Consider the following 25,867-nt stretch of genomic DNA (forward strand, 5'->3'; position numbering starts at 1 on the left):
GAAGTCCAAGAAGCCTATACCACCCAAATCTGTTCGTGCTGCGGTGAGATCACCTCAAGTAGTCCCAAAGGTAGTACAGATCTTGGAATAAGAGAATGGGAGTGCATGAGCTGTGGTACAGCTCATGATCGAGATATAAGCTCTAAACATTCTTGCGCTTGGGCATAAGCGTCTAGCTGTAGGAATCACCCTCTTTTAAGGGGGGAGGATGTCAAAACCTCAAAACCGAGCACATGATTTTACTGCATCGACCTCACCCTGAAAATGAAATCAAAGGTGGGGCATTGAAAGCTGTAAAGCAAGCACTCAAGCAGGAGGGTTTTTTATGAGTTATTTTAAATACAAAGGTTATCTCGGGACGATTGAACCAGACCTTGAAACAGGTGAGTTGTTTGGAAAATTGGCGTTCATTCGAGATCTTATTACTTATGAGGCTGAAACCTTAAAAACACTTGAGCAAGCTTTTCAGGAATCGGTAGATGGATATTTAGGTTCTTGTGCAGAATTAGGGAAGAAACCCGATCAGCCATTCAAGGGAACATTTAATGTTCGTATCAGTCCTGAGTTACATCGCAAAGCTGTTTTAGCTTCGGAAGATAGTTCTTTGAATGCATTTGTGAGTGATGCAATTCAAGAGAAATTAATGCGCTTAGGTGGATGATTTTATCAATGCTATAAATTTTGTTCTATATTCAATTTAAAGCATAGCGACCCATTGTTATACAGATCGCTATGCTTTTTTGTGTGAAAACTACTTCTTCTTACGTTTCAAGCGTTTCTTCGCTTGTTGTGCAGCAAGTGCCTCCAAAGCCTCACGCAATTCTTCATCACTAAAGGTGGTGATGTGTTGCAGCATCTGCAAAGTCACATCATCCAACACCAAATTGGCGTATTGCGCGACGTTTTTAAAGTTGTCATCAAACACAATCGCATTGTCACTGTTGGTGCTGATATAACCTTGCTGAGTCAAAACTTTAATAAAGCTTTGGAATAAGGCTTTGTCAAAGAATTCAGGTGAATTGAATTCATACAGCACCGACAAACGCTGACCGACCAAATGGCTCAACTCTTCGACCTGACGTGCCGAAATATTGCCTGAGCCGCGTTGTGTAATCAGCGCCAGCGTCATGTAATAACGCTCTAAACTCTGCATTACAGGTGCAGCCAATACTACCAATTGGTTGTGATCTTCACTATTTGGTGCAGGTGAAATTAAGTTGCCTTCCGCATCTTCAGAAATCAATTTGGCCTGAATTAACGCTTCTACATAGGCACAAATTCGTTCTTTGAGTTCCTGATCTTGCCATTTTAAGAACAACTCGGCTTTCAGGAACGGATATAAGGTGCGGATGACGTTGATTAAATCGCCACGGCGAATCGAACCATTATGTTTTACCAACGCGGCAATTAAAGATGGTAAGACAAAGGCATGCAAAATATTGTTGCGGAAGTAGGTGAGTAACACCGCCTGATGGTCTTCAATCGCGATAATATCGCCCAAAACGTGCTGCACTCGTTTAATCAGTTTGAGTTTTAAGCCGTAGGCAATAATTTCTTTACCTGATAATGGTGTGACTTGAGTGCGCTCATCATAAGGCAGGGCAGTGAGCAGATTACGGTAAGTGTCTAACTGCTTCACACAAATTTCTTCATCCAAGGTATGTTTTGGTGTTGCCAGTAAAATCAGCGATAACAAAGATACCGGGTTAATTACCGCAGCACGGTTAATGTTTTCCAAAATCGCATGTGCTGAAGTATTCACTGCATCTGACACTTGTGGTGGAATAGGATCATCATTTTTTTCAATGCTGATGTGTTCGGCATCGTGTTGTTTTAGAACATCATCTAAAAACACAGGTTCGCCAAAATTGACATGCACCTTGCCAAAAATCCGTTCAATCTTGCGCATGGTTTTTAAAATGCCCATTAGCGATTCAGATTCTTTTGGCTTGCCTTGCATTTCACCGACATAGGTTGAACCTTCCATCAGGCGTTCATAACCAATATAAGTTGGCACAAAAGCAATCGGTTTAGCACGACCACGCAAATGACTGTGAATGGTCATGGCGAGCATGCCTGTCTTTGGTGGCAACAAGCGGCCTGTACGTGAACGTCCACCTTCAATAAAGTATTCAAGCGGCGTGTTACGCGACAAAATACTGAATAAATATTCTTTAAAGACGGTTGTGTATAAGCCGTTGCCACGGAAAGTACGACGGATAAAAAACGCACCGCCACCACGAAGCAATTGACCTACAAATGGCATATTCAGGTTATCGCCCGCAGCAATGTACGGCACCATCATGCCGCGTTTGTAAATCACATAAGACAGCAATAAATAGTCGATATGACTGCGGTGACATGGGGTATAGATAATTTCATAGTCTTTGGCCAGTTCGCGCACGGTACTAAAATTATGCACTTCCACGCCATCGTACAATTGTGTCCATAAGCGGGTCAGTGCCATATCGGCAAAGCGTACCGCTGCATGAGAGTAGTCCGACACGATTTCATTTAAATAACCAATCGCACGACGCTCGGCTTCAATCACGCTAATTTTACTGCGTAAACTTTCACGACGAATGGCATCTTGCACATCGGGAGATTTAATCAGACTGAGCATGACATTGCGGCGGTCAGACAAGTCTGGGCCAAGTACGACTTCACGTTGTCCATCTAAGTAATTATTTAGAGTGTTAACAATAAAGGTCGCAGGCGACAGGTTCGGATGCTCAGTTTTGGCATGTTCAATTAAAGCGCGTAATGATTGTGGCTCGTGAAATTCCAAATAAGACTGACGACCATGCACCCCAATATTCATTAACTGCTTGACTGTGCCAGGCGTTGCCCACGTATCGGTAAACAGTAGTTTAAACCACGAATCCTCTTTGTCTGGAGAACGTCCCCACAACACGGTCACAGGTACCAATTCAATATCAAGTTCTGGGTGTTGTTCTAATTGTTCAATTAAACGTAACAAGCGTGGCGGAAAAGCATAAGGTGGTGGATTGAGTAGGTTGTTCTCATCGTGATGCTGTAAAAACAGAATCGAGGCTTTTTCTTTATGTGAACCCATCACCAATGGATCAAGCGCAGGCGTGAGTTTTAAGCGACGTGTTTCGCCATCGACCACCAAGGCATTGCTGCGTGAGTGATTTTGCAATACGTAGCAAGTTATCTTGGTGCGAGTGGCATTTGAGTCTACACTTTGCGCATCCTTGACAGGGACTTCACCCAAAACATGCGGTGTCACCACAAGGTCAAGCAGCTTACCAGAAAGCTGACGATACATTTGACCAAAACCACGCTTGGACATATTCACTCCTACTTCATCACCTAAGTCCCTAGCCAGTAGGGAATTTATTTTGCGTCATTGTATCTAATAATCGCGCTGCATTTTTAGATAATTTGCATGAATATTGTTAGATTTTATCGTTAAAAATCGTATTTTTAGCAAAATTGATCGGCTAAGTTGTGACACAGCGGTCAGTCTTTGATGGGTAAAAGATGCAGAATCTATGGCAAAATAGCAGGCTTAAAATAGTCAGTTTATTTTGACGATTTATTTTTTCATCGACTTCGATCCCGCATCCCCAATTTCCGCCATACATAGGTTAGTTATGAACGCACTCACACAAGAGCTGGTTGAACTTCTTTGTTTAGAAAAGTTAGAAGAAAATATCTACCGAGGTATCAGTCGTAACTTGGTGGGTAAACGTGTTTTTGGTGGACAGGTTTTGGGACAGGCTTTACGTGCTGCATCTTATACCACTGATCGTCCTGCGCACTCCTTACATGCTTATTTCTTGTTTGGTGGAGATGTCAACGCACCCATTATTTATGAGGTTGACCGCTTACGAGATGGTAAAAGTTTTTCTAGCCGTCAGGTGCGTGCCATTCAGCATGGACGTACTATTTTTACGGCAATAGTGTCGTTTGCGCCATTGGAAGAAGGCTTGAACTATCAAATTTCAGAGCCGAATTATCCCGCCGCTGAACTTTTAAAAAATGAAGCTGAATTAAAACAGCATATTGTTGAATTTGTACCTGAAAACGTTCGCGCCAGTTTTATGCGTGATCGTCATGTTGAAATTCGTCCAATTAACCCGAGCAATCCTTTTTTACCCCAGCCTGAAGCGCCTGTTTATGCGCACTACATTCGTACCCATGACAGCATTTCACCAGAGGTGGATGAAGTGTCTTTGCATCAGGCAATTGCGGCATTTTATTCAGACTTCACGTTAATGACCACAGCACTGCGTCCGCATGGTTTGAGCTATTTATCACCAAGTTTACAGTGTGCCAGTATTGACCATGCCATGTATTTCCATAAACCGTTCCGTGTGGATGACTGGATGCTGTACGACATGGAAGCCACCATTAGCACTAGTTCGCGTGGTTTGAACTTTGGGCGCATGTGGCAAAATGGTGAATTGGTGTGTAGCACCAGTCAGGAAGGCTTGATTCGTTTACGTGAAATCGAAACGCAATAAAATATAGCCTTTAAAATCTACATTCATCAGCCGACATTCATGTCGGCTTTTTTACATCCTGAAGCACGATCTGAACCTAATCAAAGTGCGCTAGAAAAATAATACTCGATTCAATTTCAGCCACATGGCATAGTCCACACATCACATTAAAAAACTCAATTGCGTATGAGCCTCAATACACAAATTCTAATTGCCGCAATTTTGGGTGTGGTGTTTGGTTTTATTCTGAATCTATTTCCAGACAGCACATTTTTTAGCGCCAGTTTGTATGGCATTGGTTTAATGAGCAGTATTTTTATTGGTTTACTGAAAATGCTGCTGATCCCACTAATTTTTAGCTCAATTGTGGTCGGTGTGTCGAACTTACAGGCTGTAGGGCAATTGAGTCGAGTCTGGAAAATTACGTTGGCGTGTTGTGTCACCACCACGACTTTGGCTTTAATTTTAGGTTTGGCGTGTGCGCATTTATTTGCAGTGGGTAAAGGCGTAGATATTGTGATGTTTCAAGATGCTATGGCGCAGCATCAAAGCCCAGACACGCTTACGCCGTCTTCGTTTTTTACCAATTTCATTCAAAACACCTTAATCAATCCGTTTAAAGCTTTTGCCGAGGGTAATGTTTTGGCAGTGGTGATATTTGCCTTATTGGTGGGTGTGGCGCTGGTCAAAGGCGGGGAGCACTTTAAAACGGTACGTAAACTCAGTCAGCAATTTTTTGAAATTATGATGTTGATGATTGGCTGGGTAATGAAACTGGCACCTTTGGGGATTTTTGCTTTATTGGCTAAGTTGGTTGCAACCGAAGATATTTCAGTCCTGAGTCGTTTGGCAGAGTTTGCTGCAGTGGTCACGGGCACCACGATTTTTCATGGTGTGGTGGTCTTGCCTTTGCTGTTGTGGATATTTGGCAAAATGGATCCGATCACCTTTTTTAAAGGCACACGTGCTGCCTTAATTACGGCTTTTGCCACCAGTTCCAGTTCTGCCACTATGCCACTTTCGATGAAATGTGCGCAGGAAAATTTAGGTGTGCGTCCGCAAACTGCAGGCTTTGTGATCCCGTTAGGTACACAACTGAATATGGATGGAACGGCATTGTATGAAGCTGCAGCGGCTTTGTTTGTTGCCAATTTAATGGGGCTGGATTTAAGTTTAGGACAGCAATTAATTGTCTGTGCCACAGCCATGATCGCTTCTTTGGGCGCGCCTGGTATTCCAAGCGCAGGTATGGTGACGATGATTATGGTATTACAATCGGTGGGCTTGCCTGCAGAAGCGATTGCGATTTTATTGCCGATCGACCGTTTGTTGGATACTGTGCGTACTGTGGTCAATGTGCAGGGCGATATGATGATTAGTGTGGTGGTCGATCGGCATACTCGTGATGACCCTGCACTGCATTCCTGATAATGGGTTTAAAATCGAATCAAGTTTTCAGCATCATCCTGTTTTATTGTGCTATGTAAAGACATGAGCCAAAGCAGATTAATCCCAACATGGGCTGTAGGCCACTTCCCAAATATGACCATCTAAGTCCTGAAAATAACCTGCATAACCGCCGTAAAAGGTGCTCTGTGCAGGTTTTAAAATTTTCGCACCTGCATTTTTTGCTTGTTTCAATACCTGATCGACCTCGAGTGGGCTATGTACATTATGTCCTAAAGTGATTTGTGCAGCACTGCTGGCTGTACCTGTTAAGCCTGTATCTTGTTGTAAACTTTGTTTAGACCATAAAGCCAGTTTTAAGCCTGCTTGCAGTTCAAAAAAGACCACCGCACCTTGTTCAAATTCCTGTCCAATAATGCCTTCAGTTACAAGTCCTAAGCCGTCGCGGTAAAAATCGAGTGCACGTTGTAAATCTTCTACCGCTAAGGTAATCACTGAAATGTGTGCCTGCATGTTTGATCTCCTTATCTTATGTAATTGTTTAAACGTTTAATTGTTATGATCTTGACAGTAGGGCATTTCTGGCTGCGTTGTAAAGTGCAACTTTGGTGGAGAGGGAGATTGTGATTACGGCGTAAAACTGAAAGTGGACATACAAATAAAAAGTCCTATTCGAGATTGAGCGAATAGGACTTTATATTATAGACCAATAGTCAGTAATTTAACGGACTATTTGGTTTCGGTATCAGATGCGGTTAAATCGTCAGTTTCTAAAAATTCAGGCTGATCAACATCAACATCATCGCCAGTCGCTTCTGGAATGCTGTCTAAATCAAATTGATGCGCTTGTTCTAAGGTAAAGTTCAAACGTCCGCCCATCACACTCGCAAGTTCTTCCAAACCTTGCTTATTGAGTGATGAAAACAATTGAATCGAGAAATCTAGTTTCATCTTTTTCAACTGCTGTTTGACTTCAAGCAATACTTTATTGGCAGGGCCGCGGTTGAGTTTGTCCGATTTGGTGAGCAATACATGCACGAACAATTTACGCGAATACGCCCATTCCAGCATCATCACATCAAAGTGCTGTAAGGGATGGCGAATATCCATCAGTAACACCAAGCCTTGTAAACTTTTACGATGAATCAAATAATTTTCGAGTTCTTTTTGCCACACAATTTTCATGGCTTCAGGTACGGCTGCATAACCATAACCGGGTAAATCGACCAAACGCTGTTCGGGGTTGCCCAAACTAAAGAAGTTGATCATTTGAGTACGACCCGGTTTTTTAGAAGCACGTGCCAATTGTTTTTGATTGGTTAAAGCATTAATTGCACTGGACTTACCTGCGTTGGAGCGTCCTGCAAAAGCCACTTCGTAGCCAGTATCTTCTACACATAAATTCAGTTTAGGCGCACTCATTAAAAACTCGGCTTTACGCAGCCAGTTTAAGGCGCGAACAGAGTATTCAGTAATGGCAGGGTCTACTTTTTTCTCGTAGCTAATTTTCTGCCGTGGCTGTGCTGCTGCCTTACTGTTTTTCGATTTTCCTCTGCTATGGTGCATAACTTAACTTCAATTCATGGTCTACAAACAGGCATTATAAAGCAAGTCATACAGGCAAGCGACCTTTGCGCCCTGAATGCCCGAAAAAAGCAACATCTAGGATGATATTGCTTTGACCGTTTAAGTTACTTTAAAGATGAATCAGCGGGATTGGAGATTGTGTACTGAACTGTAAATTGGGTACAGGCTGTAGCACTTCACCCAAGCTGTATTGATCTAAGCTTTGATAAAACTGTTCCATTGCCTGATTGAGAATGCCTTTTAGTCCACATTGCGCACGCAGCACGCAGGGCGGGGTATTACACTCTACAATTTGATTTTCACCTTGCAGGATTCTCACCACATGACCTAAACGCAAAGGCAATGCTTCAGGATGCAAGCGAATCCCGCCACCTTTACCACGAGTGGTAATTAGCCATCCTTGCTTACCCATAAAGTGAACGATTTTTACCAGATGGTTCTGGGAAACATGCAAATCCTGTGCAATTTCCGCAATGGTATAGGGTACATCTCGAGGACGCGAGATATACATTAAAATACGCAGCGCATAGTCGGTGAATTTATTTAATTGCATGATCGCACAGATGTTTTTTTAAAATACAAATAAATTAAGGCTAGTCTAGCATAACTAGACTAGCCTTACCTATTAGCTTTTAACGCTTTAGATTAGTGGCGAACACCACCTGTACCAAACGCTTCGCTATGGATTTGCTCATCTTTGATGCCACGCGCAAGTAAAGCTTTACGCTGTTCTGCCATGAATGGCATTGGACCACATAAGTAGTAATCTGCATCGGCTGGTAACAGCGCTGCATCTACAGTGCTGAGGTCTAAACGACCTGCAACATCGTAATCTTGACCCAGTACATCACCTTCGTTCGGGAACTCATACGCAGTCAACGTATGAATACGTGGACATTTTGCAGTTAAGTCTTGGAGATGCTGTTTCATGGCATGTACTTGTTTGCTACGACATGCGTGAATAAATGTCACAGGTTGTGGCACATCTAAAGTCACCAATTGATTCAACATTGCAATCATTGGTGTTAAGCCAACGCCGCCACTAATGAAGACATTGCGTTTGTTGCTGTCGATGAGGAAGAAGTTACCTGTTGGTGCAGATACTTCAACTTCAGAACCTTCTGGTAATTGGTGCAATACGTTCGATACCCAACCTGCAACTTTATCTGCACCATTGCCTGGCTCACGTTTTACAGAAATACGTAAGTAATCTTGTTGTGGGCTAGTCGATAGCGTGTATTGACGTGGTTGCTTCAAGCCAAGTTCAGGTACAAATACGCGTACTGAAATATATTGACCTGCTTCGTATTTTGGTAAATCGCTACCATCTACTGGCTCGAAGTAGATTGAAGTGATTTCGTCACTTTCTACAACTTTCTTGGCAATTTTGAAATTACGCCAGCCTAACCAGCTGCCTTTAGTTTGTTCGTGTTGTTCGTAGATTGCACGTTCAGCATTAATAAACACTTCTGCTAACTGACCATAAGCAGCTGCCCATGCATCAATTAGAGGATCTTCCATTGAAATATTTAATACTTCGCTAATAGAGTGAAGTAGGTTTTCGCCCACAATATTATAGTCAGGTGCTTGAATGTTTAAGCTCACGTGTTTGTGGGCAATCAATTCAATCACAGGCGCAAGCACAGAAGGATCTTCAATGTTTTCAGCATAAGCTAATACAGCACCTGCAAGCGCTTGAGCCTGCGCACCACTACGTTGGTGACCCATGTTAAAGGTTTCTTTTAGATCAGGATTATTCCCCAACATGCGGTTATAGAAATAACCAGTCAGTGCGACACCATTTTCACGGAGTACAGGAACAGTTGCTTTTACAAGGTCAATTTGCTGTGGAGTCATGTTCGATCTCTCATGGCTGTTATTTATAAGATGTATTCAAAATACATCTTATAAATAAGGATTGCAAACATTTTTTTGTGAAACCTTAAAAAAAATATGGATTATAAAAATATCCCATTATTTTTAAAGTTTTTATGGGGTTTGTAGATGTGACAGCGAGAGGTTTGTAAGTGTTCATTTAGGTTTTGGATGGTGCATCCATGAATGAAATCTATACAAACCTCATCGTTTATAACATGCTATTTCTTACCAAATAATGACCCTAACAAACCTCGTACAATTTTCTGCCCAGTAGAACCGCCTAAGCTGCGTGCTGCGCTTTTGGCAAAGGTACCCACAATATCCTGAGTCAGTTTTTCACGCTGTTTGGCAGCGCGTTCTGCTTCTTTTTGCTGTTCGCGGGCTAGACGTTCTTGCTCGCGCGCTTGTTGTTTGGCGAGTGCTTCGGCTTCTTTAGCCTCTTGCTTGGCGCGTGCTTCAGCTTCTTTGGCTTCAATTTTAGCTTGTTCTGCTGCTGCGGCTAGTTGCTGACGTTGTTCAACTTTTTGTTGCAGCATTTCATAAGCACTTTCACGATCTAATTGCTGCTCATACACACCTGCAATAACACTCTGGCTGATACAGGCTTGACGTTCTTCTGTGCTAATTGGGCTAAACGATGAGTAGGGCGGCATTACCCAAGCACGTTCTACAATTTGCGGTGTGCCTTGTTCATCTAAGCAACTAATTAAGGCTTCACCTACCGCAAGTTCGGTAATGGCTTGTTCAACTTTAAAGTCTGGGTTGGCACGGAATGTATCTGCGGCAGTTTTTACCGCTTTTTGGTCTTTGGGTGTAAAAGCACGTAAGGCATGCTGAACACGGTTACCCAATTGTCCCAATACACTTTCAGGCAAGTCCAGCGGGTTTTGGGTCACAAAATAAATCCCCACGCCTTTAGAGCGAATCAAACGTACCACTTGTTCAATTTTTTCTTGTAGCGCGCTGCTGGCATTGTCAAATAACAAGTGTGCTTCATCAAAAAAGAACACTAACTTTGGCTTGTCCATATCGCCCACTTCAGGCAATTGTTCAAACAGTTCTGATAACATCCATAATAAAAAGGTGGCGTACAGTTTTGGCGTGTTCATGAGTTTGTCTGCAGCCAAAACATTAATATTGCCGCGTCCCTGACTGTCAGTTTGAATAAAATCCAAAATATCCAAACTCGGCTCACCAAAGAATTTATCACCGCCCTGATCAGCTAAAGCCAGTAAATTGCGCTGAATCGCACCCAAACTGGCTGGAGAAAGATTGCCATACTCAGCTTTAAATTCACTGGCGTGTTCGCTGACATAGGTCAGCATGGCTTTTAAATCTTTAAAATCAATCAGTAATAAACCCTGATCATCGGCAATACGGAATACCGCAGACAACACGCCCTCTTGGGTGTCATTCAGGTTCAGCATTTGCGCCAATAATAACGGGCCAATTTCAGAAATGGTGGTACGAATCGGATGACCTTGTTCGGCAAATAAATCCCAAAACACCACAGGAGATGCTGCAAACGGAATGCTTTCGATACCTAAGCTCTTAATACGTGCATCAAACTTTGGGCTGCTGCTGCCTGCTTTGGCTAGACTGGAAACATCGCCTTTGGCATCGGCTAAAAATACGGGTACACCAATTCGTGAAAAGCTTTCTGCCAAGACTTTTAAGGTGACGGTTTTACCTGTACCTGTTGCACCTGCAATTAAACCGTGGCGGTTGGCAAACTGTGAATGTAAAACCACGTCTTGTTGAACGTCGGCAGTTTTTTTACCAATAACGATTGCTGTACTCATATTTTTATCCTGATTTATATAGCTATTGTTAAAATGATGATCTGTGCTGCATTAGTCGCTGAAGCTTTGTAAGGCATTTTGAATATCTTGAATTAAATCTGCAGGATGTTCTAGCCCAATACAAAAACGCACCAATAATCCTTCAGCCAAGTGAGAGTGCTCTAGGGTACGCATGGACTTGAGATCGTAAAGCATCACTAAACTTACGGGGCCGCCCCAGCTAAAGCCGAGTTTAAATAAAGATAGTGCATCACAGAATTGGCGTACAGCGGCTAAATCATATTCAGGCTTAAAAATCACACTGACCAAACCTGCGCTGTGTCCATCGCGGCAAATTTCTTTCCAATACGCATGCCCCGCAGATGTGGCATCGGCAGGGTGCAACACCTGAGCAAATTGTGGTTGTAGTTTCAGCCAGTTGAGTAATTCAATTGTGCTTTTTGCTTGGTGCTCATAACGTAGTTGCATCGAAGCCAAACTGCGTTGTACTTGCGCGACATCATCCCCCGATACGCAAATACCTTGAATGGCATGCATACGAAACAGTTGATGATGTAAGTGTTGATCACGGGTCACGACAGATCCCATTAAAATGTCACCACCACCACTTGGGTATTTGGTCAGGGCATGGACGCTTATATCGACACTTAAATGTTCATCACCAAAATCGAAAGCATTAAACGCAAGTCCTGCACCCCAAGTGTTATCTAAGGCTGTGAGCATGTGATGTGATTTGGCTTTTTTGACTAATGTAGTTAGGTTTGGAAACTCTAGTGTGACCGAACCTGCCGCTTCCAGCCAAATCAGTTTGGCTTGGGCAGAAGGTTGAAAGCTATCGACATAAATTGGATTGTAGACTTGAACGGTGATGCCGTAACGCTGCTCTAAATTGCGTAAATGCTCCATGTTTGGGCCGTAAATATTGTCAGCCACCCAAACTTCATCGCCTTGACTTAAAAAGCAGGAATTCACCAAATTAATTGCTGATAGTCCGCTTGGTGCGAGTAAGCAGTATTCACCACCTTCTAATTGCGCAATCTGATCAGCGAGTGTGAATGTAGTCGGTGTGCCATGTGTGCCATAGCTATAATCATAAGCATCAGTCCAGTGTCGATTAAACAGTGCATCTGTGTTTTCAAAGATAATGGTCGATGCACGAAATAGGGGAGGCTGTACCGTTTGAATATATTGTGGGGCACGTCTTGGTGCATGAATTAAAGCAGTTTGAGCATTTTTCTTCACAGGTTCACTCAGAAAATAAAACCATATTGGCTTTAGATTAAGAGAAACACAGGCTTAAAGCTATAAAAAGCTGAACGCTTTAAAAATACAAGATGAGTCTTGAAGTTGGCGTTATTTTTGCAGAAGCTCAAGTGTAGACATAACTCAGGATGATTAAGATGCAAGCGCCATTAAGAGTGCATTATTTTCAACATATTGCCGAAGAAGGTTTTGGGAGTTGCTATAGCTACCTGAAACAAATGCAGGCACACATCAGTGCCACCGAATTTTTTGCTTTGCCACCCGAACAAAATATTGAAATTGAAGCTTTGCCACGGGTCGAAGATGTCGATTTATTGATTGTGATGGGCGGCGCCATGAGTGTCAATGATGAGGCGAACTATCCCTGGCTAAAAATTGAAAAGCGCTGGATTCGACGTTATTTGGCTTCAGGCAAGCCTGCTATTGGCTTGTGTTTGGGTGGGCAGTTAATTGCCAATGCGTTGGGTGCAGCGGTCAGTCGTAATCCAGAACAAGAGCGTGGTTGGCATCCAGTCTATAAAGTCGAAAATACACCAGAAACCTGCTTTCAAATACCTGATCAAATCACAGTGATGCAGTGGCATGGTGAAACTTTTGAATTACCAAAGGGCGCGGTAAGACTTGCCAGTAATGCCGCCTGCGCTAATCAACTCTATCAAATTGGGAAAAATGTACTAGGATTCCAATTCCATCCAGAAATTACCCCACAAGCTTTGCAGTTGTTTTTAGACAATGCCGAAATGAAACCAGCATTTTCGGGCATGTATGTACAACCCGCGCATGAATTAAAACAGATGTCTGCGTCACAATTTCAGGCAGGCAACCAATTAATGAATCGTGCAATAGATTATGTTTTAGCACAAAGCAAACTTCGAGAATAAAGTCATGGATTGTGGCGCAAACACAGAAAAGAAAGTTAGGTCAGGGCGATGACGATTTCTGCTGTCAGGGATGGTTGGAATGGTCAAAATGCAGATTGTCTAAATTTACACTCAATAAATGGATAGGAATGCTGCTTAACTCATATATAAAGTGCTAATCGTATATTTTAAAAAGAGAAATCGGCAGAGCGTGAAAAATAAAGCAATAAAGCCAAAAAGAGATTTGCTTATGCATTAAACAATCGTTATAATGGGCGACCCTTTATGCAAGGGGGTTAACTGCGAAGAAAGTAGTTAACATCGTGACAGTCATGGCATCGATCATGACCTTAGTGATAATTCACTGCCTTTGACACTTGCCTTAAATTAGTGGGGTGAGATGCGTCAAGGGTGATTCTTTATATATTTGGCTTGGAGTTAACTGGTATGTCTAACCAGAGAATTCGTATCCGTTTGAAGTCTTTTGATCATCGTTTGATTGATCAATCTGCTCAAGAAATCGTAGAAACCGCTAAGCGTACTGGCGCACAAGTTTGTGGTCCAATCCCGATGCCAACTCGCATCGAACGCTTCAACGTTTTAACATCACCACACGTAAACAAAGATGCACGCGACCAGTATGAAATCCGTACTTACAAGCGTTTGATCGACATTGTTCAACCTACAGATAAAACTGTTGATGCGTTGATGAAATTAGATCTAGCAGCTGGTGTTGATGTTCAGATTGCATTGGGTTAAGGCTTTCGGTTAATTAACACTCTAAGTTAATTAGGCCGCTTTTTTAGAGGTTTATGCACATGGCTATTGGTTTAGTCGGTCGCAAGTGCGGTATGACCCGTATCTTTACAGATGCTGGTGTTTCTGTACCTGTTACAGTGATTGAGGTTGATCCTAACCGCATCACTCAAATCAAAACGCTTGAAACAGATGGTTATCAAGCAATTCAGGTTACTACTGGTGAACGTCGCGAATCTCGCGTAACTAACGCTCAGAAAGGTCACTTCGCTAAAGCGGGTGTTGCTGCTGGTCGTTTAGTTCAAGAATTCCGTGCTACAGAAGCTGACCTTGAAGGTCGTGAAGTTGGCGGAACTATCGGTGTAGATTTGTTCACAGTAGGTCAGATCGTTGACGTAACTGGTCAGTCTAAAGGTAAGGGTTTCCAGGGTGGTGTTAAGCGTTGGAACTTCCGTACTCAAGACGCTACTCACGGTAACTCTGTTTCTCACCGTGTTCTAGGTTCTACAGGTCAAAACCAGACTCCTGGTCGCGTATTCAAAGGCAAAAAAATGGCTGGCCATTTAGGTGCTGAACGCGTAACTGTACAGGGTCTTGAAATTGTATCTATCGACACAGAGCGTTCAGTTCTTGTTGTTAAAGGTGCGATTCCTGGTGCGACTGGTGGTGACGTAACTGTACGTCCTACGATCAAGGCTTGAGGGGAAATAACGTGAATTTAAATACTGTTTCCGGCTCTGCTGTTGAGTTATCTGAAGTTGCGTTCGGTCGTGAATTCAATGAAGCACTTGTACACCAAGTTGTTACAGCTTACTTAGCTGGTGGTCGTCAAGGCTCTAAAGCTCAGAAATCACGTGCAGACGTTGCTGGCGGTGGTAAAAAACCATTCCGTCAAAAAGGTACTGGCCGCGCTCGTGCTGGTTCTATTCGTAGCCCAATCTGGGTTGGTGGTGGTAAAACTTTTGCTGCTCGTCCACAAGATTGGTCTCAAAAAGTTAACCGCAAAATGTACCGCGGTGCAATGCAATGTATCTTAGCTGAACTTGTTCGCCAAGATCGTCTTGTATTGGTTGAAGAGTTTGCTGTTGAAGCTCCTAAAACTAAAGAGTTGCTTGCAAAACTTAACGACTTGAATGCAACTCGCGCATTGATCGTAACTGAAGCTGTAGATGAGAATCTATATCTTGCAGCGCGTAACCTTCCACACGTTGATGTGGTTGATGCTACTGCAATCGATCCTGTTAGCTTGATCGCGTTCGACAAAGTTGTAATGTCTGTTGCTGCTGCTAAGAAAATTGAGGTAGAACTCGGATGAACAACGAACGTTTATATCAAGTCCTACAAGGACCTGTATTTTCAGAAAAAGCACAAGTTTTAGGCGAAACTGCTGGTGTTCAAGTATTCAAAGTTGCATTAAATGCAAACAAACTTGAAATCAAAAAAGCAGTTGAGCAATTATTTGGTGTGGAAGTTGTTAAAGTTAACACGACTATCACTAAAGGTAAGACTAAGCGCTTTGGTCGTACATTAGGACGCCGTTCTGATGTTAAAAAAGCATACGTCACCCTGAAAGCTGGCCAAGATGTTGAAATGGCTGACTTGGGCGATACCGCTGAAAGCGCAGCGGAATAAGGACGAAATTTATGCCGATTCAAAAATGTAAGCCAACGTCTCCAGGACGTCGCTTTGTAGAGAAAGTCGTTCACGACCATCTTCACAAAGGTGCGCCTTATGCGCCGTTGGTAGAAGCTAAAAAACGTACTGGTGGTCGTAACAACAACGGTCACATTACTACACGTCACGTTGGTGGTGGTCATAAGCAACACTACCGTATCGTAGACTTCAAACGTAACAAAGATGGCATTCCTGCTGTTGTAGAGCGTATTGAATACGATCCAAACCGTACTGCACACATCGCATTGTTGAAGTATGCTGACGGTGAACGTCGTTATATTATTGCGCCTAAAGGTTTACGTGCTGGTGATCAAGTTCAATCTGGTAACGATGCTCCAATCCGCCCAGGTAACTGCTTGCCACTTCGTAACATGCCAATCGGTGCTACTCTTCACAACATCGAACTTAAAATCGGTAAAGGTGCTCAATTAGCGCGTTCTGCTGGTACTTCAGTTCAATTGTTGGGTCGTGACGGTTCATACGCTATCGTTCGTCTACGTTCAGGCGAAATGCGTAAAGTGCACGTTGAATGTCGCGCTGTGTTAGGTGAAGTATCTAACTCAGAAAGCAACCTTCGTTCACTTGGTAAAGCAGGTGCTTCGCGCTGGCGTGGTGTTCGTCCTACCGTTCGTGGTATGGCAATGAACCCGGTTGATCACCCGCACGGTGGTGGTGAAGGGCGTACTAAAGGTATCCAACCTGTAAGCCCATGGGGTCAAAAAGCTAAAGGGTACAAGACACGTACCAACAAGCGTACGACTAAGATGATTATTCGCGACCGTCGCGTTAAGTAACAAGTAAAGGAATCTGACAATGCCTCGTTCTCTGAAAAAAGGCCCATTCGTCGATGCGCACTTGTTCGCTAAGGTTGAAGCGGCAATCGCGGCTAATAACCGTAAGCCGATCAAAACTTGGTCGCGTCGTTCGATGATCCTCCCAGATTTTGTTGGTTTAACAATTTCTGTTCACAATGGTCGTAACCATGTTCCAGTGATTATCTCTGAACACATGGTTGGTCATAAACTCGGTGAATTCGCGCCAACTCGTACCTATCGTGGTCACGGTGTTGACAAGAAGTCTAAACGTTAATAGGTGCTATGATGGAAGTAACTGCTAAATTACGCGGTGCCGCTATCTCGGCACAAAAAGCACGTTTGGTTGCAGATCTTATCCGCGGCAAATCTGTTGCGCATGCACTTAACATTTTAAACTTCAGCAACAAAAAAGCTGCTGTTTTAGTTAAGAAAGCATTGGAATCTGCAATTGCAAATGCTGAACACAATAACAGTTTAGATGTAGACGACCTTAAAGTATCTACGATTTACGTTGACGAAGGCATGAGCCTTAAACGTATTATGCCACGTGCTAAAGGCCGTGCAGATCGTATTACTAAGCGTACTTGTCACATCACCGTTAAGGTAGGGGTTTGATATGGGTCAGAAGGTTCATCCAATCGGTATCCGCCTAGGTGTTGTGAAACGTCATAACGCTAACTGGTATGCGAATCCGAAACAATACGCTGAATACTTGCTTAAAGACCTTCAAGTTCGTGAGTTTTTAACTAAAAAACTTAAGAACGCAATGGTAAGCAATATTCTTATCGAACGTCCAACGGGTGCTGCTAAAGTAACAATTAGCACTGCGCGTCCTGGTATCGTAATCGGTAAAAAAGGCGAAGACATTGAGAAATTACAACGCGAATTAACATCTATTATGGGTGTTCCTGCGCAAGTAAGCATCAACGAAATTGACCGTCCAGACTTAGATGCACGTTTAGTTGCTGAAGCAATCGCTTCTCAATTAGAAAAGCGTGTAATGTTCCGTCGTGCTATGAAGCGTGCGGTACAGAACTCTATGCGTGCTGGTGCTAAAGGTATCAAAGTTGAGGTTTCTGGTCGTTTAGGTGGTGCAGAGATTGCACGTACTGAATGGTATCGTGAAGGTCGTGTACCTTTGCATACACTTCGTGCGGACATCGACTATGCAACTATGCGTGCTGAAACTACTTACGGTACGATTGGCGTTAAAGTTTGGGTATTCCGTGGTGAAATCTTGGGTGGCATGAAACAAGTCATGAACCCAGCACCTGCTGAAGAACGTCCAGCTAAACGCGGTCGCGGTCGTGGTGAAGGTCAAGAGCGTCGTGGTCGTCGCAATGATCGTTCTGCTGAAAAAGGAGAATAATCCATGTTGCAACCTAAACGTACTAAATTCCGTAAGGTGCAAAAAGGCCGTAACACTGGCTTAGCGCACCGTGGTAGCTCAGTATCTTTCGGTACTATCGCTCTTAAATCAGTTGAACGTGGTCAAATGACTGCGCGTCAAATTGAAGCGGCACGTCGTACAATCAGCCGTCGTATTAAGCGTGGTGGTAAGATCTTTATCCGTGTATTCCCAGACAAACCAATTACTTCTAAGCCTCTTGAAGTGCGTATGGGTAAAGGTAAAGGTTCTGTGGAATATTGGGTTTGTCAAATCAAACCAGGTAAAGTCTTGTACGAAATTGATGGTGTGAACGAAGAATTGGCACGTGAAGCATTTACGCTTGCTGCTGCTAAACTTCCGTTTAAAACCACTATCGTGACTCGGACGGTAATGTAATGAAAACTAAAGATCTACGTGAAAAGTCGGTAGAAGAGTTGACAGCTTTGCTTGATGAGCAACAGCTTAACCAATTCCGTCTTCGTATGGCGAAAGCAACTGGTCAATTGGGTAAGTCGCATGAAGTTGCGCTTACTCGTAAAACTATTGCACGCATCAAGACCCTCCTTACCGAAAAACAGGGGAACGGGCAATGAGTCAAAATACAGTCCGCACGTTAACTGGCAAAGTTGTAAGCGACAAAATGGAAAAATCTATTGTTGTCCTTATTGAACGCCAAGTTCAACACCCGTTGTATGGCAAATTGATTCGCCGTTCAACCAAATTACACGCTCATGATGAGAACAATACAGCCAAGATTGGTGATGTTGTAACCATCAAAGAAAGCCGCCCAATGTCTAAAACTAAGTCATGGACTTTAGTTGAAGTTGTTGAAGCTGCTGCTGAGTAATTAACGTTCTTGTTGCATCATCGGTCAATTTCGAGTACTCTTTGAGCCTTTCGAAATTGTGACCGGTGATGCTCGGTTTTGGAGTAGGGCAATGATTCAAACCGAAACGATGCTTGACGTAGCTGACAACAGTGGTGCTCGCCGCGTACAATGTATTAAAGTACTAGGTGGTTCACATCGTCGTTATGCTTCTGTTGGCGACATTATTAAAGTTACTGTAAAAGAAGCTATTCCACGCGCACGTGTTAAAAAAGGTGACGTGATGAATGCTGTTGTTGTACGTACAAAGTTCGGTATTCGTCGTCCAGACGGTTCTGTGATCCGTTTTGATGATAACGCTGCTGTTATTTTGAATAACAACAAAGCACCGATTGCAACTCGTATTTTCGGACCAGTGACTCGTGAACTTCGTACTGAACAGTTCATGAAAATCATTTCATTGGCTCCTGAAGTTCTATAAGAGGCAATCATGGCTAAGATTAAAAAAGGCGATCAAGTAATTGTGATCGCAGGTAAAGAAAAAGGCAAACAGGGTACTGTTCTGTCAGTTTCTAATGACCGTGTTAAGGTCGAAGGTCTTAACTTGGTTAAGAAGCACCAGAAGCCAAACCGTGCTACGGGCGCTGAAGGCGGTATCGTAACGCAGGAAGCTTCGCTTCATATCTCAAACGTGGCAATTTTTAATGCTACAACCCAAAAGGCTGACCGTGTTGGTTACCAAACGATTGATGGCGTGAAAACTCGCGTTTATAAATCGAATGGTGAATCAGTGGCGGTGGCGAAGTAATAGGTTGAAATAGGCAATGGCCAGACTTAAAACACGTTACAACGACGAACTTAAGGCTCAATTACAAGAACAATTGGGCGTTAAGAATGTGATGGAGATCCCTCGCATCACTAAAATTACCATCAACATGGGTGTTGGTGCTGCAGCTGCTGACAAGAAATTGTTAGATGGCGCTCTTTCTGATATGCAAGCTATTGCTGGTCAAAAACCAGTTTTAACATTAGCTCGTAAATCAATCGCTGGTTTTAAAATCCGTGATGGTTGGCCGATTGGTTGTAAAGTTACTTTACGCGGCGAACGTATGTACGAATTCTTAGACCGTTTGATCTCTATCGCGATCCCTCGTATCCGTGACTTCCGTGGTTTCTCTTCGAAATCATTTGATGGTCGTGGTAACTACTCTATGGGTCTCAAGGAACAAATCATGTTCCCTGAAATCGATTTCGATAAGATTGATCAAATTCGTGGTATGGACATCACCATTACTACGACTGCTCGCACCGATGACGAAGGCCGTGCGCTTATGCGTGCATTCGGCTTCCCGTTCAAATAAGAGGTCGATATGGCTAAGAAAGGTATGATTAATCGCGAATTGAAACGCGAAGCTACTGTTGCTAAATACGCTGCAAAACGTGCTGAATTAAAAGCAACGATTGCAAACGTAAATGCAAGCGACGAAGAGCGTTTCGAAGCGATGATGAAATTACAAGCATTACCACGTAATGCGTCTCCAGTACGTCTTCGTAACCGTTGTGGTTTAACTGGTCGTCCTCATGGTTACTTCCGTAAGTTCGGTTTAAGCCGTAACAAATTACGTGACACAGTAATGCAAGGTGATGTACCGGGCGTTGTTAAGGCAAGCTGGTAAGGAGCACTATAAATGAGTATGCAAGATACCGTTGCCGACATGCTAACGCGTGTTCGTAACGCTCAAATGGCAAAGAAACAAACTGTTTCTATGCCTAATTCTAAGTTGAAGGTTGCTATTGCAAACGTACTTCAACAAGAAGGTTATATCGCAAATGTAGAAGTGGCTGACAACGAAGGCAAACCTACATTAACGATTACTTTAAAATACTATGAAGGCAAACCAGTTATCGAAACTGTGAAACGCGTAAGCCGTCCAGGTCTACGTCAGTATCGCGGTAAAGATGCACTTCCAAGCGTTAAGCAAGGTTTAGGTATTGCAATCGTTTCTACAAGCAAAGGCATCATGACTGATCGCGCTGCACGTGCTGCAGGTATCGGTGGTGAAGTTATTGCTTTTGTTTCTTAATAATAGGTGATTCCTCATGTCTCGTGTGGCTAAAGCCCCAGTAACTGTACCTAACGGTGTTACAGTTACTCAGAACGGCCGGCAGGTCGAAGTGAAAGGCAGCAAAGGTACATTGTCTTTCAACCTGCATGCGCTGGTCGAGCTAAAACAGGAAGACGGTATTTTAGCTATTGCTCCTAAAGCTGAGTCGAAAGACGCTTGGATGCAAGCTGGTACTGCTCGCGCTGTGCTTAACAACCTTGTAAAAGGTGTGAGCGAAGGCTTCGAACGTAAGTTGCAATTGATTGGTGTTGGTTATAAAGCTGCGGTAAAAGGTAACGTTGTTAACCTTAACCTTGGTTTTTCACACCCAATCGATTACACCCTTCCTGAAGGTGTGACTGCAGAAACTCCAACTGCAACTGAAATTATCCTTAAATCTGCTGATAAAGCAGCTTTAGGTCAAGTTGCTGCGGATATCCGTGGATACCGTCCACCAGAGCCATATAAAGGTAAAGGTGTTCGTTATTCGGATGAAGTTGTTCTTCGTAAAGAAGCTAAGAAGAAATAAGGCGCGAGGTTCTTATGAACGAAAAGAAACAATCCCGTTTGCGTCGTGCGAAAAGCACACGCTTGCACATCCGTGCATTGGGTGCGACTCGTTTGTGTGTAAACCGCACGCCGCGTCACATCTATGCTCAAGTTATTTCAGCAGATGGTGGCAAAGTTTTAGCGCAAGCTTCAACTTTAGATGCTACTTTACGTGCTGGTACAACTGGTAACGTTGAAGCAGCTCAAAAAGTAGGTGCTTTAATTGCAGAACGCGCGAAAGCAGCTGGCGTAACTAAAGTTGCGTTTGACCGTTCTGGTTTTAAATATCATGGTCGTATCAAAGCCTTGGCTGATGCTGCTCGTGAAAACGGCTTGGAGTTCTAATCATGGCTAAAGTTGAACAAAACGAAGGTCTTGTTGAAAAGCTGGTTGCCGTTGATCGCGTAGCCAAAGTTGTTAAAGGTGGTCGTATCTTCTCTTTCACAGCATTAACTGTTGTGGGTGATGGTAATGGTCGCGTAGGTTTTGGTCGTGGTAAAGCACGTGAAGTTCCAGCTGCTATTTCTAAAGCACTTGAAGCTGCACGTCGTAACATGATCACTATCGAATTGGCAGATGGTACTTTACAACACCCGATTCATGCGCGTCATGGTGCAAGCCGTGTTTACATGCAACCAGCATCTGAAGGTACTGGTGTAATTGCGGGTGGTTCTATGCGTGCAGTTTTAGAAGCTGCAGGTGTACGTAACGTATTGACTAAATGCCGTGGTTCTACTAACGCTGCAAACGTAGTGAACGCAACTTTTAACGGTTTGCGTGACATGACAACTCCTGAAAAGGTTGCTGCGAAACGTGGTCTTTCAGTAGAACAAATTCAAGGGTAATCAATCATGAAAACGATTAAAGTTACCCAGACTAAATCTGCATCGCACCGCTTGAAAAATCACAAGCTTAGCCTTAAAGGTTTAGGTCTGCGTCGTATTGGTCATACTGTAGAAGTGCAAGATACGCCTTCTAACCGTGGTATGATCAACCAAGTCTACTATATGGTTAGTGTAGAGGAATAAGCCATGACTCTGCGTTTAAATGAACTTGCACCTGCAGAAGGTGCTAAGCGTGAAGCCCGTCGTTTAGGCCGTGGTATCGGTTCTGGCGTTGGTAAGACTGGTGGTCGTGGTATCAAAGGTCAAAACTCACGTAAGAGCGGTGGTACACGTCCTGGATTCGAAGGTGGTCAAACTGCGTTATATCGTCGTTTACCTAAATTCGGTTTCACTAGCCAAATCGCTTTGAAAACTGCTGAAGTACGTTTATCTGAGCTTGCTAAAGTGGAAGGCGACATCGTTAGCCTTGAAACTTTAAAAGCAGCGAACGTTGTACGTAAAGATATGGCTCGTGCTCGTATCGTACTTTCTGGTGAAATTACTCGCGCATTCACTATTCAAGGTGTTGCTGTGACTAAAGGCGCTAAAGCTGCTGTTGAAGCGGCTGGCGGTAAAGTCGAGGAGTAATCCCCAGTGTCTATGTCTCCTAGTTCTTCAGGTCATGTTCACATGATGAAAGGCCAACCATTTCACGTGAAATACCGTGAAATTATACGCCGAATGATGTTTCTCATTGGTGCGTTATTGGTATTTCGACTAGGAGCGCATATTCCAGTACCAGGCATTAATAATGCCGCACTTGAACAATTGTTTAATGCAAACCAAGGTACAATTCTTGGTTTGTTTAACATGTTTTCGGGTGGTGCATTAGAGCGGATGTCGATTCTTGCTTTAGGGATCATGCCATACATTTCTGCTTCGATTATCGTACAGTTAATGTCTACCGTGGTTCCTTCGCTTGAAGCTTTGAAAAAAGAAGGCGAGCAAGGTAAACGCAAAATTAATCAATATACGCGCCAAGGCACATTGTTTCTTGCACTTGTGCAAGCGATTGGGATGTGTGCAGGTCTGATTAGTCAAGGGATTACCTTAACTTCAGGTCTGGCTTTTTACGTTCCAGCTGTGACCTCTTTGGTTGCAGGCACAATGTTCCTAATGTGGTTGGGTGAACAAATTACCGAACGCGGAGTGGGTAATGGTATTTCCATGATCATTTTCGCAGGTATTGTTGCAGGCTTGCCTAATTTAATTATGCAATCCTTCACATCTATTGACAGTGGTCAGTCAAGCCTGATTGGTTTGGCAATTTTTGGTTTATTGTCTTTAGGTGTACTTGCAGCGATTGTGTTTATTGAGAAGGCGCAGCGTCGTATTCCAGTAAACTATGCTCAAAAACAACAAGGTCGTCGTGTATTTACTGCTCAGCAAACGCATTTGCCATTAAAAATTAATATGGCAGGTGTGATTCCAGCAATTTTTGCCAGTTCATTGCTTTTGTTCCCAGCGAGCTTAGGTCAATGGGTCGGCAGTGCGGATCCTAGTGCTGGATTAATCAAGCGTAGTCTACAAGACTTGGCATTGGTATTGTCGCCTGGACAACCGTTGTATTTGGTGCTCTTTGGTGCGTTAATTATCTTTTTCTGTTACTTCTACACTGCGCTGGTTTTCAGTCCTAAAGAAGTTTCGGAAAACTTGAAACGCAGCGGAGCTTATGTGCCTGGTATTCGCCCAGGTGAGCAAACTGCTCGTTACTTAGATCATATTCTCAGTCGTTTGACCTTTATTGGCGCGATTTACATCACTGTAGTCTGCTTAATGCCGATGATTCTACAAAGCTCATTTGGAATTCCATTTAGCTTAGGTGGTACATCATTATTAATCGTTGTAGTGGTTGTGATGGACTTTATGGCTCAGCTTCAAGCACATCTCACCTCGCACCAGTACGATAATCAAACGTTAATGAGAAAAACGACTGCTCATCCTAAGGGATAAGCGCACTTAGAGGTTTCATCATGAAAGTACAAGCTTCTGTAAAGAAAATTTGTGGTAGCTGCAAAGTTATCCGTCGTAATGGGGTTATTCGCGTAATTTGCAGCGCAGAACCTCGTCATAAGCAGCGTCAAGGTTAATTTGATTAAGACCTGTTGATTTCAGTAGGCTAATTAGGTTATTATCCGCCCCTCAAGATTTTTGTGGGGCGGTTGATTATCTTAACTGCCTTTTTGGAGAAAATTGAATGGCTCGTATTGCCGGTGTAAACATTCCGGATAACAAGCACGCTGTTATCTCTCTCACTTATATCTTTGGTATTGGTCGCCACACTGCTAAGACTATCTTAGCTGCTGCTGGTATCGCACCAACAACAAAGATCCGTGAATTAGATGACGCTCAGCTTGATGCGATTCGTGCAGAAGTTGCTAAGGTTCCGACCGAAGGTGACTTACGTCGCGAAATTTCCATGAACATTAAACGTTTAATGGATTTAGGCTGCTACCGCGGTCTTCGTCATCGTCGCAGCTTGCCTGTCCGTGGTCAACGCACCAAAACTAACGCACGTACCCGTAAAGGTCCGCGCAAACCGATTAAGAAATAAGATTTCTGGAAGCTAAAAGATGGCTAAAGATACTCGCACACGCAAGAAGGTCACTCGTACCGTCTCTGAAGGTGTTGCACACATTCACGCTTCTTTTAATAACACCATTGTGACCATTACCGATCGTCAAGGTAATGCACTGGCTTGGGCTACCTCAGGTGGACAAGGCTTCCGTGGATCACGTAAATCAACTCCGTTCGCTGCTCAGGTAGCTGCTGAAGTTGCTGGTAAAGCTGCTTTAGATTACGGTTTGAAAAACTTGGACGTCCTTGTTAAAGGTCCTGGTCCAGGTCGTGAGTCTGCGGTTCGTGCATTAGGTGCAGTGGGTTATAAAATTAACAGCATTACCGATGTGACTCCAATCCCTCACAACGGTTGCCGTCCACCTAAAAAACGTCGCGTGTAAGGAGAAACATTCATGGCTCGTTATATTGGTCCAAAATGCAAACTCTCTCGCCGCGAAGGGACAGACCTGCAACTAAAATCTGGCGTTAAACCATTTGACGTCAAAACTAAAAAACACGCTAAAGCTCCTGGCCAACATGGCGGGGCTCGTGGTGGTAAGCAATCTGAGTACTCACTACAATTACGTGAAAAACAAAAAGTACGTCGTATGTACGGTGTTTTAGAGCGTCAATTTAGTAACTACTATAAAGAAGCTGCTCGTGTGAAAGGCGCAACAGGTGAAAACTTGTTGAAATTGCTCGAAAGCCGTCTTGATAACGTTGTTTATCGCATGGGTTTTGGTTCTACACGTGCAGAAGCTCGTCAGCTTGTATCTCACCGTAGCATTACTTTAAATGGTCGTCGTGTTAACATTGCGTCTATTCAAGTTAAAGCTGGTGATGTAATTGCAGTTCACGAAGGTGCAAAACAACAATTACGTATTAAAAACGCAATTGAATTGGCTGCTCAACGTGGTATCCCTTCATGGATGGAAGTTGACCATTCTAAATTTGAAGGTACGTTTAAAGCTGCACCAGATCGTTCTGATTTACCTGCTGAAATCAACGAAAGCTTGATTGTAGAATTGTATTCTAAATAA

General features: G+C 43.3%; 36 protein-coding genes and 2 pseudogenes. 31 read left to right on the forward strand and 7 right to left on the reverse strand.

What is annotated here, in order from left to right; all coding sequences use genetic code 11:
• Window positions 1-199 (forward strand): annotated as a pseudogene (locus CF596_RS04330) (zinc ribbon domain-containing protein); the annotation flags it as partial.
• A gap of 126 nt (window positions 200-325) precedes the next feature.
• The gene (locus CF596_RS04340; protein ID WP_096901356.1) at window positions 326-661 is read left to right on the forward strand and encodes a type II toxin-antitoxin system HicB family antitoxin; all 336 of its coding nucleotides are present in this window, start codon (window positions 326-328) and stop codon (window positions 659-661) included.
• 90 nt (window positions 662-751) lie between these two features.
• Here the strand turns inward: CF596_RS04340 and plsB are convergent, their stop codons facing one another.
• Complete coding sequence (plsB, locus tag CF596_RS04345) at window positions 752-3,316, reverse strand: glycerol-3-phosphate 1-O-acyltransferase PlsB (protein ID WP_004974675.1); 2,565 nt, start codon at window positions 3,314-3,316, stop codon at window positions 752-754.
• Between the two features lie 304 nt (window positions 3,317-3,620).
• On the opposite strand from plsB, the gene CF596_RS04350 reads away from it, so the two are divergent.
• The gene (locus tag CF596_RS04350; protein ID WP_096901357.1) at window positions 3,621-4,493 is read left to right on the forward strand and encodes an acyl-CoA thioesterase II; all 873 of its coding nucleotides are present in this window, start codon (window positions 3,621-3,623) and stop codon (window positions 4,491-4,493) included.
• Window positions 4,494-4,658: 165 nt separating this feature from the next.
• Window positions 4,659-5,900 (forward strand): dicarboxylate/amino acid:cation symporter, encoded by a 1,242-nt coding sequence (locus CF596_RS04355; protein ID WP_004974680.1) that lies wholly within the window; start codon window positions 4,659-4,661, stop codon window positions 5,898-5,900.
• Between the two features lie 78 nt (window positions 5,901-5,978).
• Here CF596_RS04355 and CF596_RS04360 read toward each other — a convergent pair whose 3' ends face one another.
• From CF596_RS04360 to CF596_RS04385, 6 genes are all read right to left on the reverse strand, one after another.
• Window positions 5,979-6,392, reverse strand: a complete 414-nt coding sequence (locus CF596_RS04360) for a VOC family protein (protein ID WP_019836869.1) — start codon at window positions 6,390-6,392, stop codon at window positions 5,979-5,981.
• A gap of 216 nt (window positions 6,393-6,608) precedes the next feature.
• Complete coding sequence (yihA, locus tag CF596_RS04365; protein WP_096901358.1) at window positions 6,609-7,445, reverse strand: ribosome biogenesis GTP-binding protein YihA/YsxC; 837 nt, start codon at window positions 7,443-7,445, stop codon at window positions 6,609-6,611.
• Window positions 7,446-7,575: 130 nt separating this feature from the next.
• Window positions 7,576-8,019 carry an Rrf2 family transcriptional regulator gene (locus CF596_RS04370; RefSeq protein WP_004974689.1) on the reverse strand — a complete coding sequence of 148 codons (444 nt, stop codon included), beginning with the start codon at window positions 8,017-8,019 and terminating at the stop codon, window positions 7,576-7,578.
• A gap of 92 nt (window positions 8,020-8,111) precedes the next feature.
• Window positions 8,112-9,323 carry an NO-inducible flavohemoprotein gene (gene hmpA / locus CF596_RS04375; RefSeq protein WP_096901359.1) on the reverse strand — a complete coding sequence of 404 codons (1,212 nt, stop codon included), beginning with the start codon at window positions 9,321-9,323 and terminating at the stop codon, window positions 8,112-8,114.
• A 239-nt stretch (window positions 9,324-9,562) separates the two neighbouring features.
• Entirely contained in the window at window positions 9,563-11,146 is a 1,584-nt protein-coding gene (locus tag CF596_RS04380; protein WP_096901360.1) for a helicase HerA-like domain-containing protein, read from the reverse strand.
• Between the two features lie 51 nt (window positions 11,147-11,197).
• Complete coding sequence (locus tag CF596_RS04385; RefSeq protein ID WP_096901361.1) at window positions 11,198-12,388, reverse strand: PLP-dependent transferase; 1,191 nt, start codon at window positions 12,386-12,388, stop codon at window positions 11,198-11,200.
• Window positions 12,389-12,546: 158 nt separating this feature from the next.
• Here CF596_RS04385 and CF596_RS04390 point away from each other — a divergent pair, with 158 nt between their 5' ends.
• The 27 genes and pseudogenes from CF596_RS04390 to rpsD all read left to right on the forward strand — a co-directional run bounded on the left by CF596_RS04390 (window position 12,547) and on the right by rpsD (window position 25,867).
• Window positions 12,547-13,290 (forward strand): type 1 glutamine amidotransferase, encoded by a 744-nt coding sequence (locus CF596_RS04390; RefSeq protein ID WP_096901362.1) that lies wholly within the window; start codon window positions 12,547-12,549, stop codon window positions 13,288-13,290.
• A 426-nt stretch (window positions 13,291-13,716) separates the two neighbouring features.
• Window positions 13,717-14,028: a 30S ribosomal protein S10 gene (gene rpsJ, locus CF596_RS04395; protein ID WP_000070912.1), complete on the forward strand. Its 312-nt coding sequence runs from the start codon at window positions 13,717-13,719 to the stop codon at window positions 14,026-14,028.
• A gap of 59 nt (window positions 14,029-14,087) precedes the next feature.
• Entirely contained in the window at window positions 14,088-14,726 is a 639-nt protein-coding gene (gene rplC, locus CF596_RS04400) for a 50S ribosomal protein L3 (RefSeq protein ID WP_026438075.1), read from the forward strand.
• 11 nt (window positions 14,727-14,737) lie between these two features.
• Window positions 14,738-15,340 carry a 50S ribosomal protein L4 gene (gene rplD, locus CF596_RS04405; RefSeq protein WP_004974702.1) on the forward strand — a complete coding sequence of 201 codons (603 nt, stop codon included), beginning with the start codon at window positions 14,738-14,740 and terminating at the stop codon, window positions 15,338-15,340.
• Complete coding sequence (gene rplW, locus CF596_RS04410; RefSeq protein WP_004974703.1) at window positions 15,337-15,657, forward strand: 50S ribosomal protein L23; 321 nt, start codon at window positions 15,337-15,339, stop codon at window positions 15,655-15,657. The genes rplD and rplW overlap by 4 nt, the downstream gene beginning before the upstream one ends.
• A gap of 11 nt (window positions 15,658-15,668) precedes the next feature.
• Complete coding sequence (gene rplB / locus CF596_RS04415) at window positions 15,669-16,493, forward strand: 50S ribosomal protein L2 (protein WP_004974706.1); 825 nt, start codon at window positions 15,669-15,671, stop codon at window positions 16,491-16,493.
• Between the two features lie 19 nt (window positions 16,494-16,512).
• Window positions 16,513-16,788, forward strand: a complete 276-nt coding sequence (rpsS, locus tag CF596_RS04420) for a 30S ribosomal protein S19 (protein WP_004673001.1) — start codon at window positions 16,513-16,515, stop codon at window positions 16,786-16,788.
• Window positions 16,789-16,799: 11 nt separating this feature from the next.
• Window positions 16,800-17,129 carry a 50S ribosomal protein L22 gene (gene rplV / locus CF596_RS04425; protein ID WP_001982638.1) on the forward strand — a complete coding sequence of 110 codons (330 nt, stop codon included), beginning with the start codon at window positions 16,800-16,802 and terminating at the stop codon, window positions 17,127-17,129.
• A 1-nt stretch (window position 17,130) separates the two neighbouring features.
• Window positions 17,131-17,947, forward strand: a pseudogene (gene rpsC / locus CF596_RS04430) (30S ribosomal protein S3).
• Complete coding sequence (gene rplP, locus CF596_RS04435) at window positions 17,887-18,300, forward strand: 50S ribosomal protein L16 (RefSeq protein WP_004691317.1); 414 nt, start codon at window positions 17,887-17,889, stop codon at window positions 18,298-18,300. Before rpsC ends, rplP begins: the two are co-directional and overlap by 61 nt.
• Window positions 18,300-18,497, forward strand: coding sequence for a 50S ribosomal protein L29 (gene rpmC / locus CF596_RS04440; protein WP_004650482.1), 198 nt, complete (start codon window positions 18,300-18,302; stop codon window positions 18,495-18,497). Before rplP ends, rpmC begins: the two co-directional genes overlap by 1 nt.
• On the forward strand, window positions 18,494-18,751 hold the full coding sequence (rpsQ, locus tag CF596_RS04445; RefSeq protein ID WP_004974714.1) for a 30S ribosomal protein S17: 258 nt from the start codon (window positions 18,494-18,496) through the stop codon (window positions 18,749-18,751). The genes rpmC and rpsQ overlap by 4 nt, the downstream gene beginning before the upstream one ends.
• Window positions 18,752-18,842: 91 nt before the next feature.
• Window positions 18,843-19,211, forward strand: a complete 369-nt coding sequence (rplN, locus tag CF596_RS04450) for a 50S ribosomal protein L14 (RefSeq protein ID WP_001982634.1) — start codon at window positions 18,843-18,845, stop codon at window positions 19,209-19,211.
• 9 nt (window positions 19,212-19,220) lie between these two features.
• The gene (gene rplX / locus CF596_RS04455; protein WP_004974717.1) at window positions 19,221-19,538 is read left to right on the forward strand and encodes a 50S ribosomal protein L24; all 318 of its coding nucleotides are present in this window, start codon (window positions 19,221-19,223) and stop codon (window positions 19,536-19,538) included.
• Between the two features lie 16 nt (window positions 19,539-19,554).
• Window positions 19,555-20,091: a 50S ribosomal protein L5 gene (rplE, locus tag CF596_RS04460; RefSeq protein WP_004974719.1), complete on the forward strand. Its 537-nt coding sequence runs from the start codon at window positions 19,555-19,557 to the stop codon at window positions 20,089-20,091.
• 9 nt (window positions 20,092-20,100) lie between these two features.
• Window positions 20,101-20,406 carry a 30S ribosomal protein S14 gene (gene rpsN, locus CF596_RS04465; RefSeq protein ID WP_004825185.1) on the forward strand — a complete coding sequence of 102 codons (306 nt, stop codon included), beginning with the start codon at window positions 20,101-20,103 and terminating at the stop codon, window positions 20,404-20,406.
• A gap of 12 nt (window positions 20,407-20,418) precedes the next feature.
• Complete coding sequence (rpsH, locus tag CF596_RS04470) at window positions 20,419-20,814, forward strand: 30S ribosomal protein S8 (protein ID WP_004974720.1); 396 nt, start codon at window positions 20,419-20,421, stop codon at window positions 20,812-20,814.
• Between the two features lie 16 nt (window positions 20,815-20,830).
• Complete coding sequence (rplF, locus tag CF596_RS04475) at window positions 20,831-21,364, forward strand: 50S ribosomal protein L6 (protein ID WP_004974722.1); 534 nt, start codon at window positions 20,831-20,833, stop codon at window positions 21,362-21,364.
• 14 nt (window positions 21,365-21,378) lie between these two features.
• On the forward strand, window positions 21,379-21,729 hold the full coding sequence (rplR, locus tag CF596_RS04480) for a 50S ribosomal protein L18 (RefSeq protein WP_004281497.1): 351 nt from the start codon (window positions 21,379-21,381) through the stop codon (window positions 21,727-21,729).
• A 2-nt stretch (window positions 21,730-21,731) separates the two neighbouring features.
• Window positions 21,732-22,229, forward strand: coding sequence for a 30S ribosomal protein S5 (gene rpsE, locus CF596_RS04485; protein WP_004974725.1), 498 nt, complete (start codon window positions 21,732-21,734; stop codon window positions 22,227-22,229).
• Between the two features lie 6 nt (window positions 22,230-22,235).
• Window positions 22,236-22,412, forward strand: a complete 177-nt coding sequence (gene rpmD / locus CF596_RS04490) for a 50S ribosomal protein L30 (protein WP_004786899.1) — start codon at window positions 22,236-22,238, stop codon at window positions 22,410-22,412.
• Between the two features lie 3 nt (window positions 22,413-22,415).
• Complete coding sequence (gene rplO, locus CF596_RS04495; protein ID WP_004974728.1) at window positions 22,416-22,856, forward strand: 50S ribosomal protein L15; 441 nt, start codon at window positions 22,416-22,418, stop codon at window positions 22,854-22,856.
• Between the two features lie 45 nt (window positions 22,857-22,901).
• On the forward strand, window positions 22,902-24,221 hold the full coding sequence (secY, locus tag CF596_RS04500; RefSeq protein WP_171324833.1) for a preprotein translocase subunit SecY: 1,320 nt from the start codon (window positions 22,902-22,904) through the stop codon (window positions 24,219-24,221).
• A 20-nt stretch (window positions 24,222-24,241) separates the two neighbouring features.
• Window positions 24,242-24,358, forward strand: coding sequence for a 50S ribosomal protein L36 (rpmJ, locus tag CF596_RS04505; RefSeq protein ID WP_000867907.1), 117 nt, complete (start codon window positions 24,242-24,244; stop codon window positions 24,356-24,358).
• Window positions 24,359-24,465: 107 nt separating this feature from the next.
• On the forward strand, window positions 24,466-24,822 hold the full coding sequence (gene rpsM / locus CF596_RS04510; protein ID WP_004974734.1) for a 30S ribosomal protein S13: 357 nt from the start codon (window positions 24,466-24,468) through the stop codon (window positions 24,820-24,822).
• Window positions 24,823-24,841: 19 nt separating this feature from the next.
• Window positions 24,842-25,228: a 30S ribosomal protein S11 gene (rpsK, locus tag CF596_RS04515; RefSeq protein ID WP_001040166.1), complete on the forward strand. Its 387-nt coding sequence runs from the start codon at window positions 24,842-24,844 to the stop codon at window positions 25,226-25,228.
• 12 nt (window positions 25,229-25,240) lie between these two features.
• A complete protein-coding gene (gene rpsD / locus CF596_RS04520) occupies window positions 25,241-25,867 on the forward strand; it encodes a 30S ribosomal protein S4 (RefSeq protein ID WP_004974744.1) in 627 nt (208 codons plus the stop codon).

Source organism: Acinetobacter sp. YT-02 (assembly GCF_002412355.1).
Lineage (GTDB): Bacteria > Pseudomonadota > Gammaproteobacteria > Pseudomonadales > Moraxellaceae > Acinetobacter > Acinetobacter towneri.

Coding starts and splice junctions, on each gene's coding strand:
- CF596_RS04340 (WP_096901356.1), top strand. CDS start 326: ATGAGTTATTTTAAATACAAAGGTTATCTCGGGACGATTGAACCAGAC.
- plsB (WP_004974675.1), bottom strand. CDS start 3,316: ATGTCCAAGCGTGGTTTTGGTCAAATGTATCGTCAGCTTTCTGGTAAG.
- CF596_RS04350 (WP_096901357.1), top strand. CDS start 3,621: ATGAACGCACTCACACAAGAGCTGGTTGAACTTCTTTGTTTAGAAAAG.
- CF596_RS04355 (WP_004974680.1), top strand. CDS start 4,659: ATGAGCCTCAATACACAAATTCTAATTGCCGCAATTTTGGGTGTGGTG.
- CF596_RS04360 (WP_019836869.1), bottom strand. CDS start 6,392: ATGCAGGCACACATTTCAGTGATTACCTTAGCGGTAGAAGATTTACAA.
- yihA (WP_096901358.1), bottom strand. CDS start 7,445: ATGCACCATAGCAGAGGAAAATCGAAAAACAGTAAGGCAGCAGCACAG.
- CF596_RS04370 (WP_004974689.1), bottom strand. CDS start 8,019: ATGCAATTAAATAAATTCACCGACTATGCGCTGCGTATTTTAATGTAT.
- hmpA (WP_096901359.1), bottom strand. CDS start 9,323: ATGACTCCACAGCAAATTGACCTTGTAAAAGCAACTGTTCCTGTACTC.
- CF596_RS04380 (WP_096901360.1), bottom strand. CDS start 11,146: ATGAGTACAGCAATCGTTATTGGTAAAAAAACTGCCGACGTTCAACAA.
- CF596_RS04390 (WP_096901362.1), top strand. CDS start 12,547: ATGCAAGCGCCATTAAGAGTGCATTATTTTCAACATATTGCCGAAGAA.
- rpsJ (WP_000070912.1), top strand. CDS start 13,717: ATGTCTAACCAGAGAATTCGTATCCGTTTGAAGTCTTTTGATCATCGT.
- rplC (WP_026438075.1), top strand. CDS start 14,088: ATGGCTATTGGTTTAGTCGGTCGCAAGTGCGGTATGACCCGTATCTTT.
- rplW (WP_004974703.1), top strand. CDS start 15,337: ATGAACAACGAACGTTTATATCAAGTCCTACAAGGACCTGTATTTTCA.
- rplB (WP_004974706.1), top strand. CDS start 15,669: ATGCCGATTCAAAAATGTAAGCCAACGTCTCCAGGACGTCGCTTTGTA.
- rpsS (WP_004673001.1), top strand. CDS start 16,513: ATGCCTCGTTCTCTGAAAAAAGGCCCATTCGTCGATGCGCACTTGTTC.
- rplV (WP_001982638.1), top strand. CDS start 16,800: ATGGAAGTAACTGCTAAATTACGCGGTGCCGCTATCTCGGCACAAAAA.
- rplP (WP_004691317.1), top strand. CDS start 17,887: ATGTTGCAACCTAAACGTACTAAATTCCGTAAGGTGCAAAAAGGCCGT.
- rpmC (WP_004650482.1), top strand. CDS start 18,300: ATGAAAACTAAAGATCTACGTGAAAAGTCGGTAGAAGAGTTGACAGCT.
- rpsQ (WP_004974714.1), top strand. CDS start 18,494: ATGAGTCAAAATACAGTCCGCACGTTAACTGGCAAAGTTGTAAGCGAC.
- rplN (WP_001982634.1), top strand. CDS start 18,843: ATGATTCAAACCGAAACGATGCTTGACGTAGCTGACAACAGTGGTGCT.
- rplX (WP_004974717.1), top strand. CDS start 19,221: ATGGCTAAGATTAAAAAAGGCGATCAAGTAATTGTGATCGCAGGTAAA.
- rplE (WP_004974719.1), top strand. CDS start 19,555: ATGGCCAGACTTAAAACACGTTACAACGACGAACTTAAGGCTCAATTA.
- rpsN (WP_004825185.1), top strand. CDS start 20,101: ATGGCTAAGAAAGGTATGATTAATCGCGAATTGAAACGCGAAGCTACT.
- rpsH (WP_004974720.1), top strand. CDS start 20,419: ATGAGTATGCAAGATACCGTTGCCGACATGCTAACGCGTGTTCGTAAC.
- rplF (WP_004974722.1), top strand. CDS start 20,831: ATGTCTCGTGTGGCTAAAGCCCCAGTAACTGTACCTAACGGTGTTACA.
- rplR (WP_004281497.1), top strand. CDS start 21,379: ATGAACGAAAAGAAACAATCCCGTTTGCGTCGTGCGAAAAGCACACGC.
- rpsE (WP_004974725.1), top strand. CDS start 21,732: ATGGCTAAAGTTGAACAAAACGAAGGTCTTGTTGAAAAGCTGGTTGCC.
- rpmD (WP_004786899.1), top strand. CDS start 22,236: ATGAAAACGATTAAAGTTACCCAGACTAAATCTGCATCGCACCGCTTG.
- rplO (WP_004974728.1), top strand. CDS start 22,416: ATGACTCTGCGTTTAAATGAACTTGCACCTGCAGAAGGTGCTAAGCGT.
- secY (WP_171324833.1), top strand. CDS start 22,902: ATGAAAGGCCAACCATTTCACGTGAAATACCGTGAAATTATACGCCGA.
- rpmJ (WP_000867907.1), top strand. CDS start 24,242: ATGAAAGTACAAGCTTCTGTAAAGAAAATTTGTGGTAGCTGCAAAGTT.
- rpsM (WP_004974734.1), top strand. CDS start 24,466: ATGGCTCGTATTGCCGGTGTAAACATTCCGGATAACAAGCACGCTGTT.
- rpsK (WP_001040166.1), top strand. CDS start 24,842: ATGGCTAAAGATACTCGCACACGCAAGAAGGTCACTCGTACCGTCTCT.
- rpsD (WP_004974744.1), top strand. CDS start 25,241: ATGGCTCGTTATATTGGTCCAAAATGCAAACTCTCTCGCCGCGAAGGG.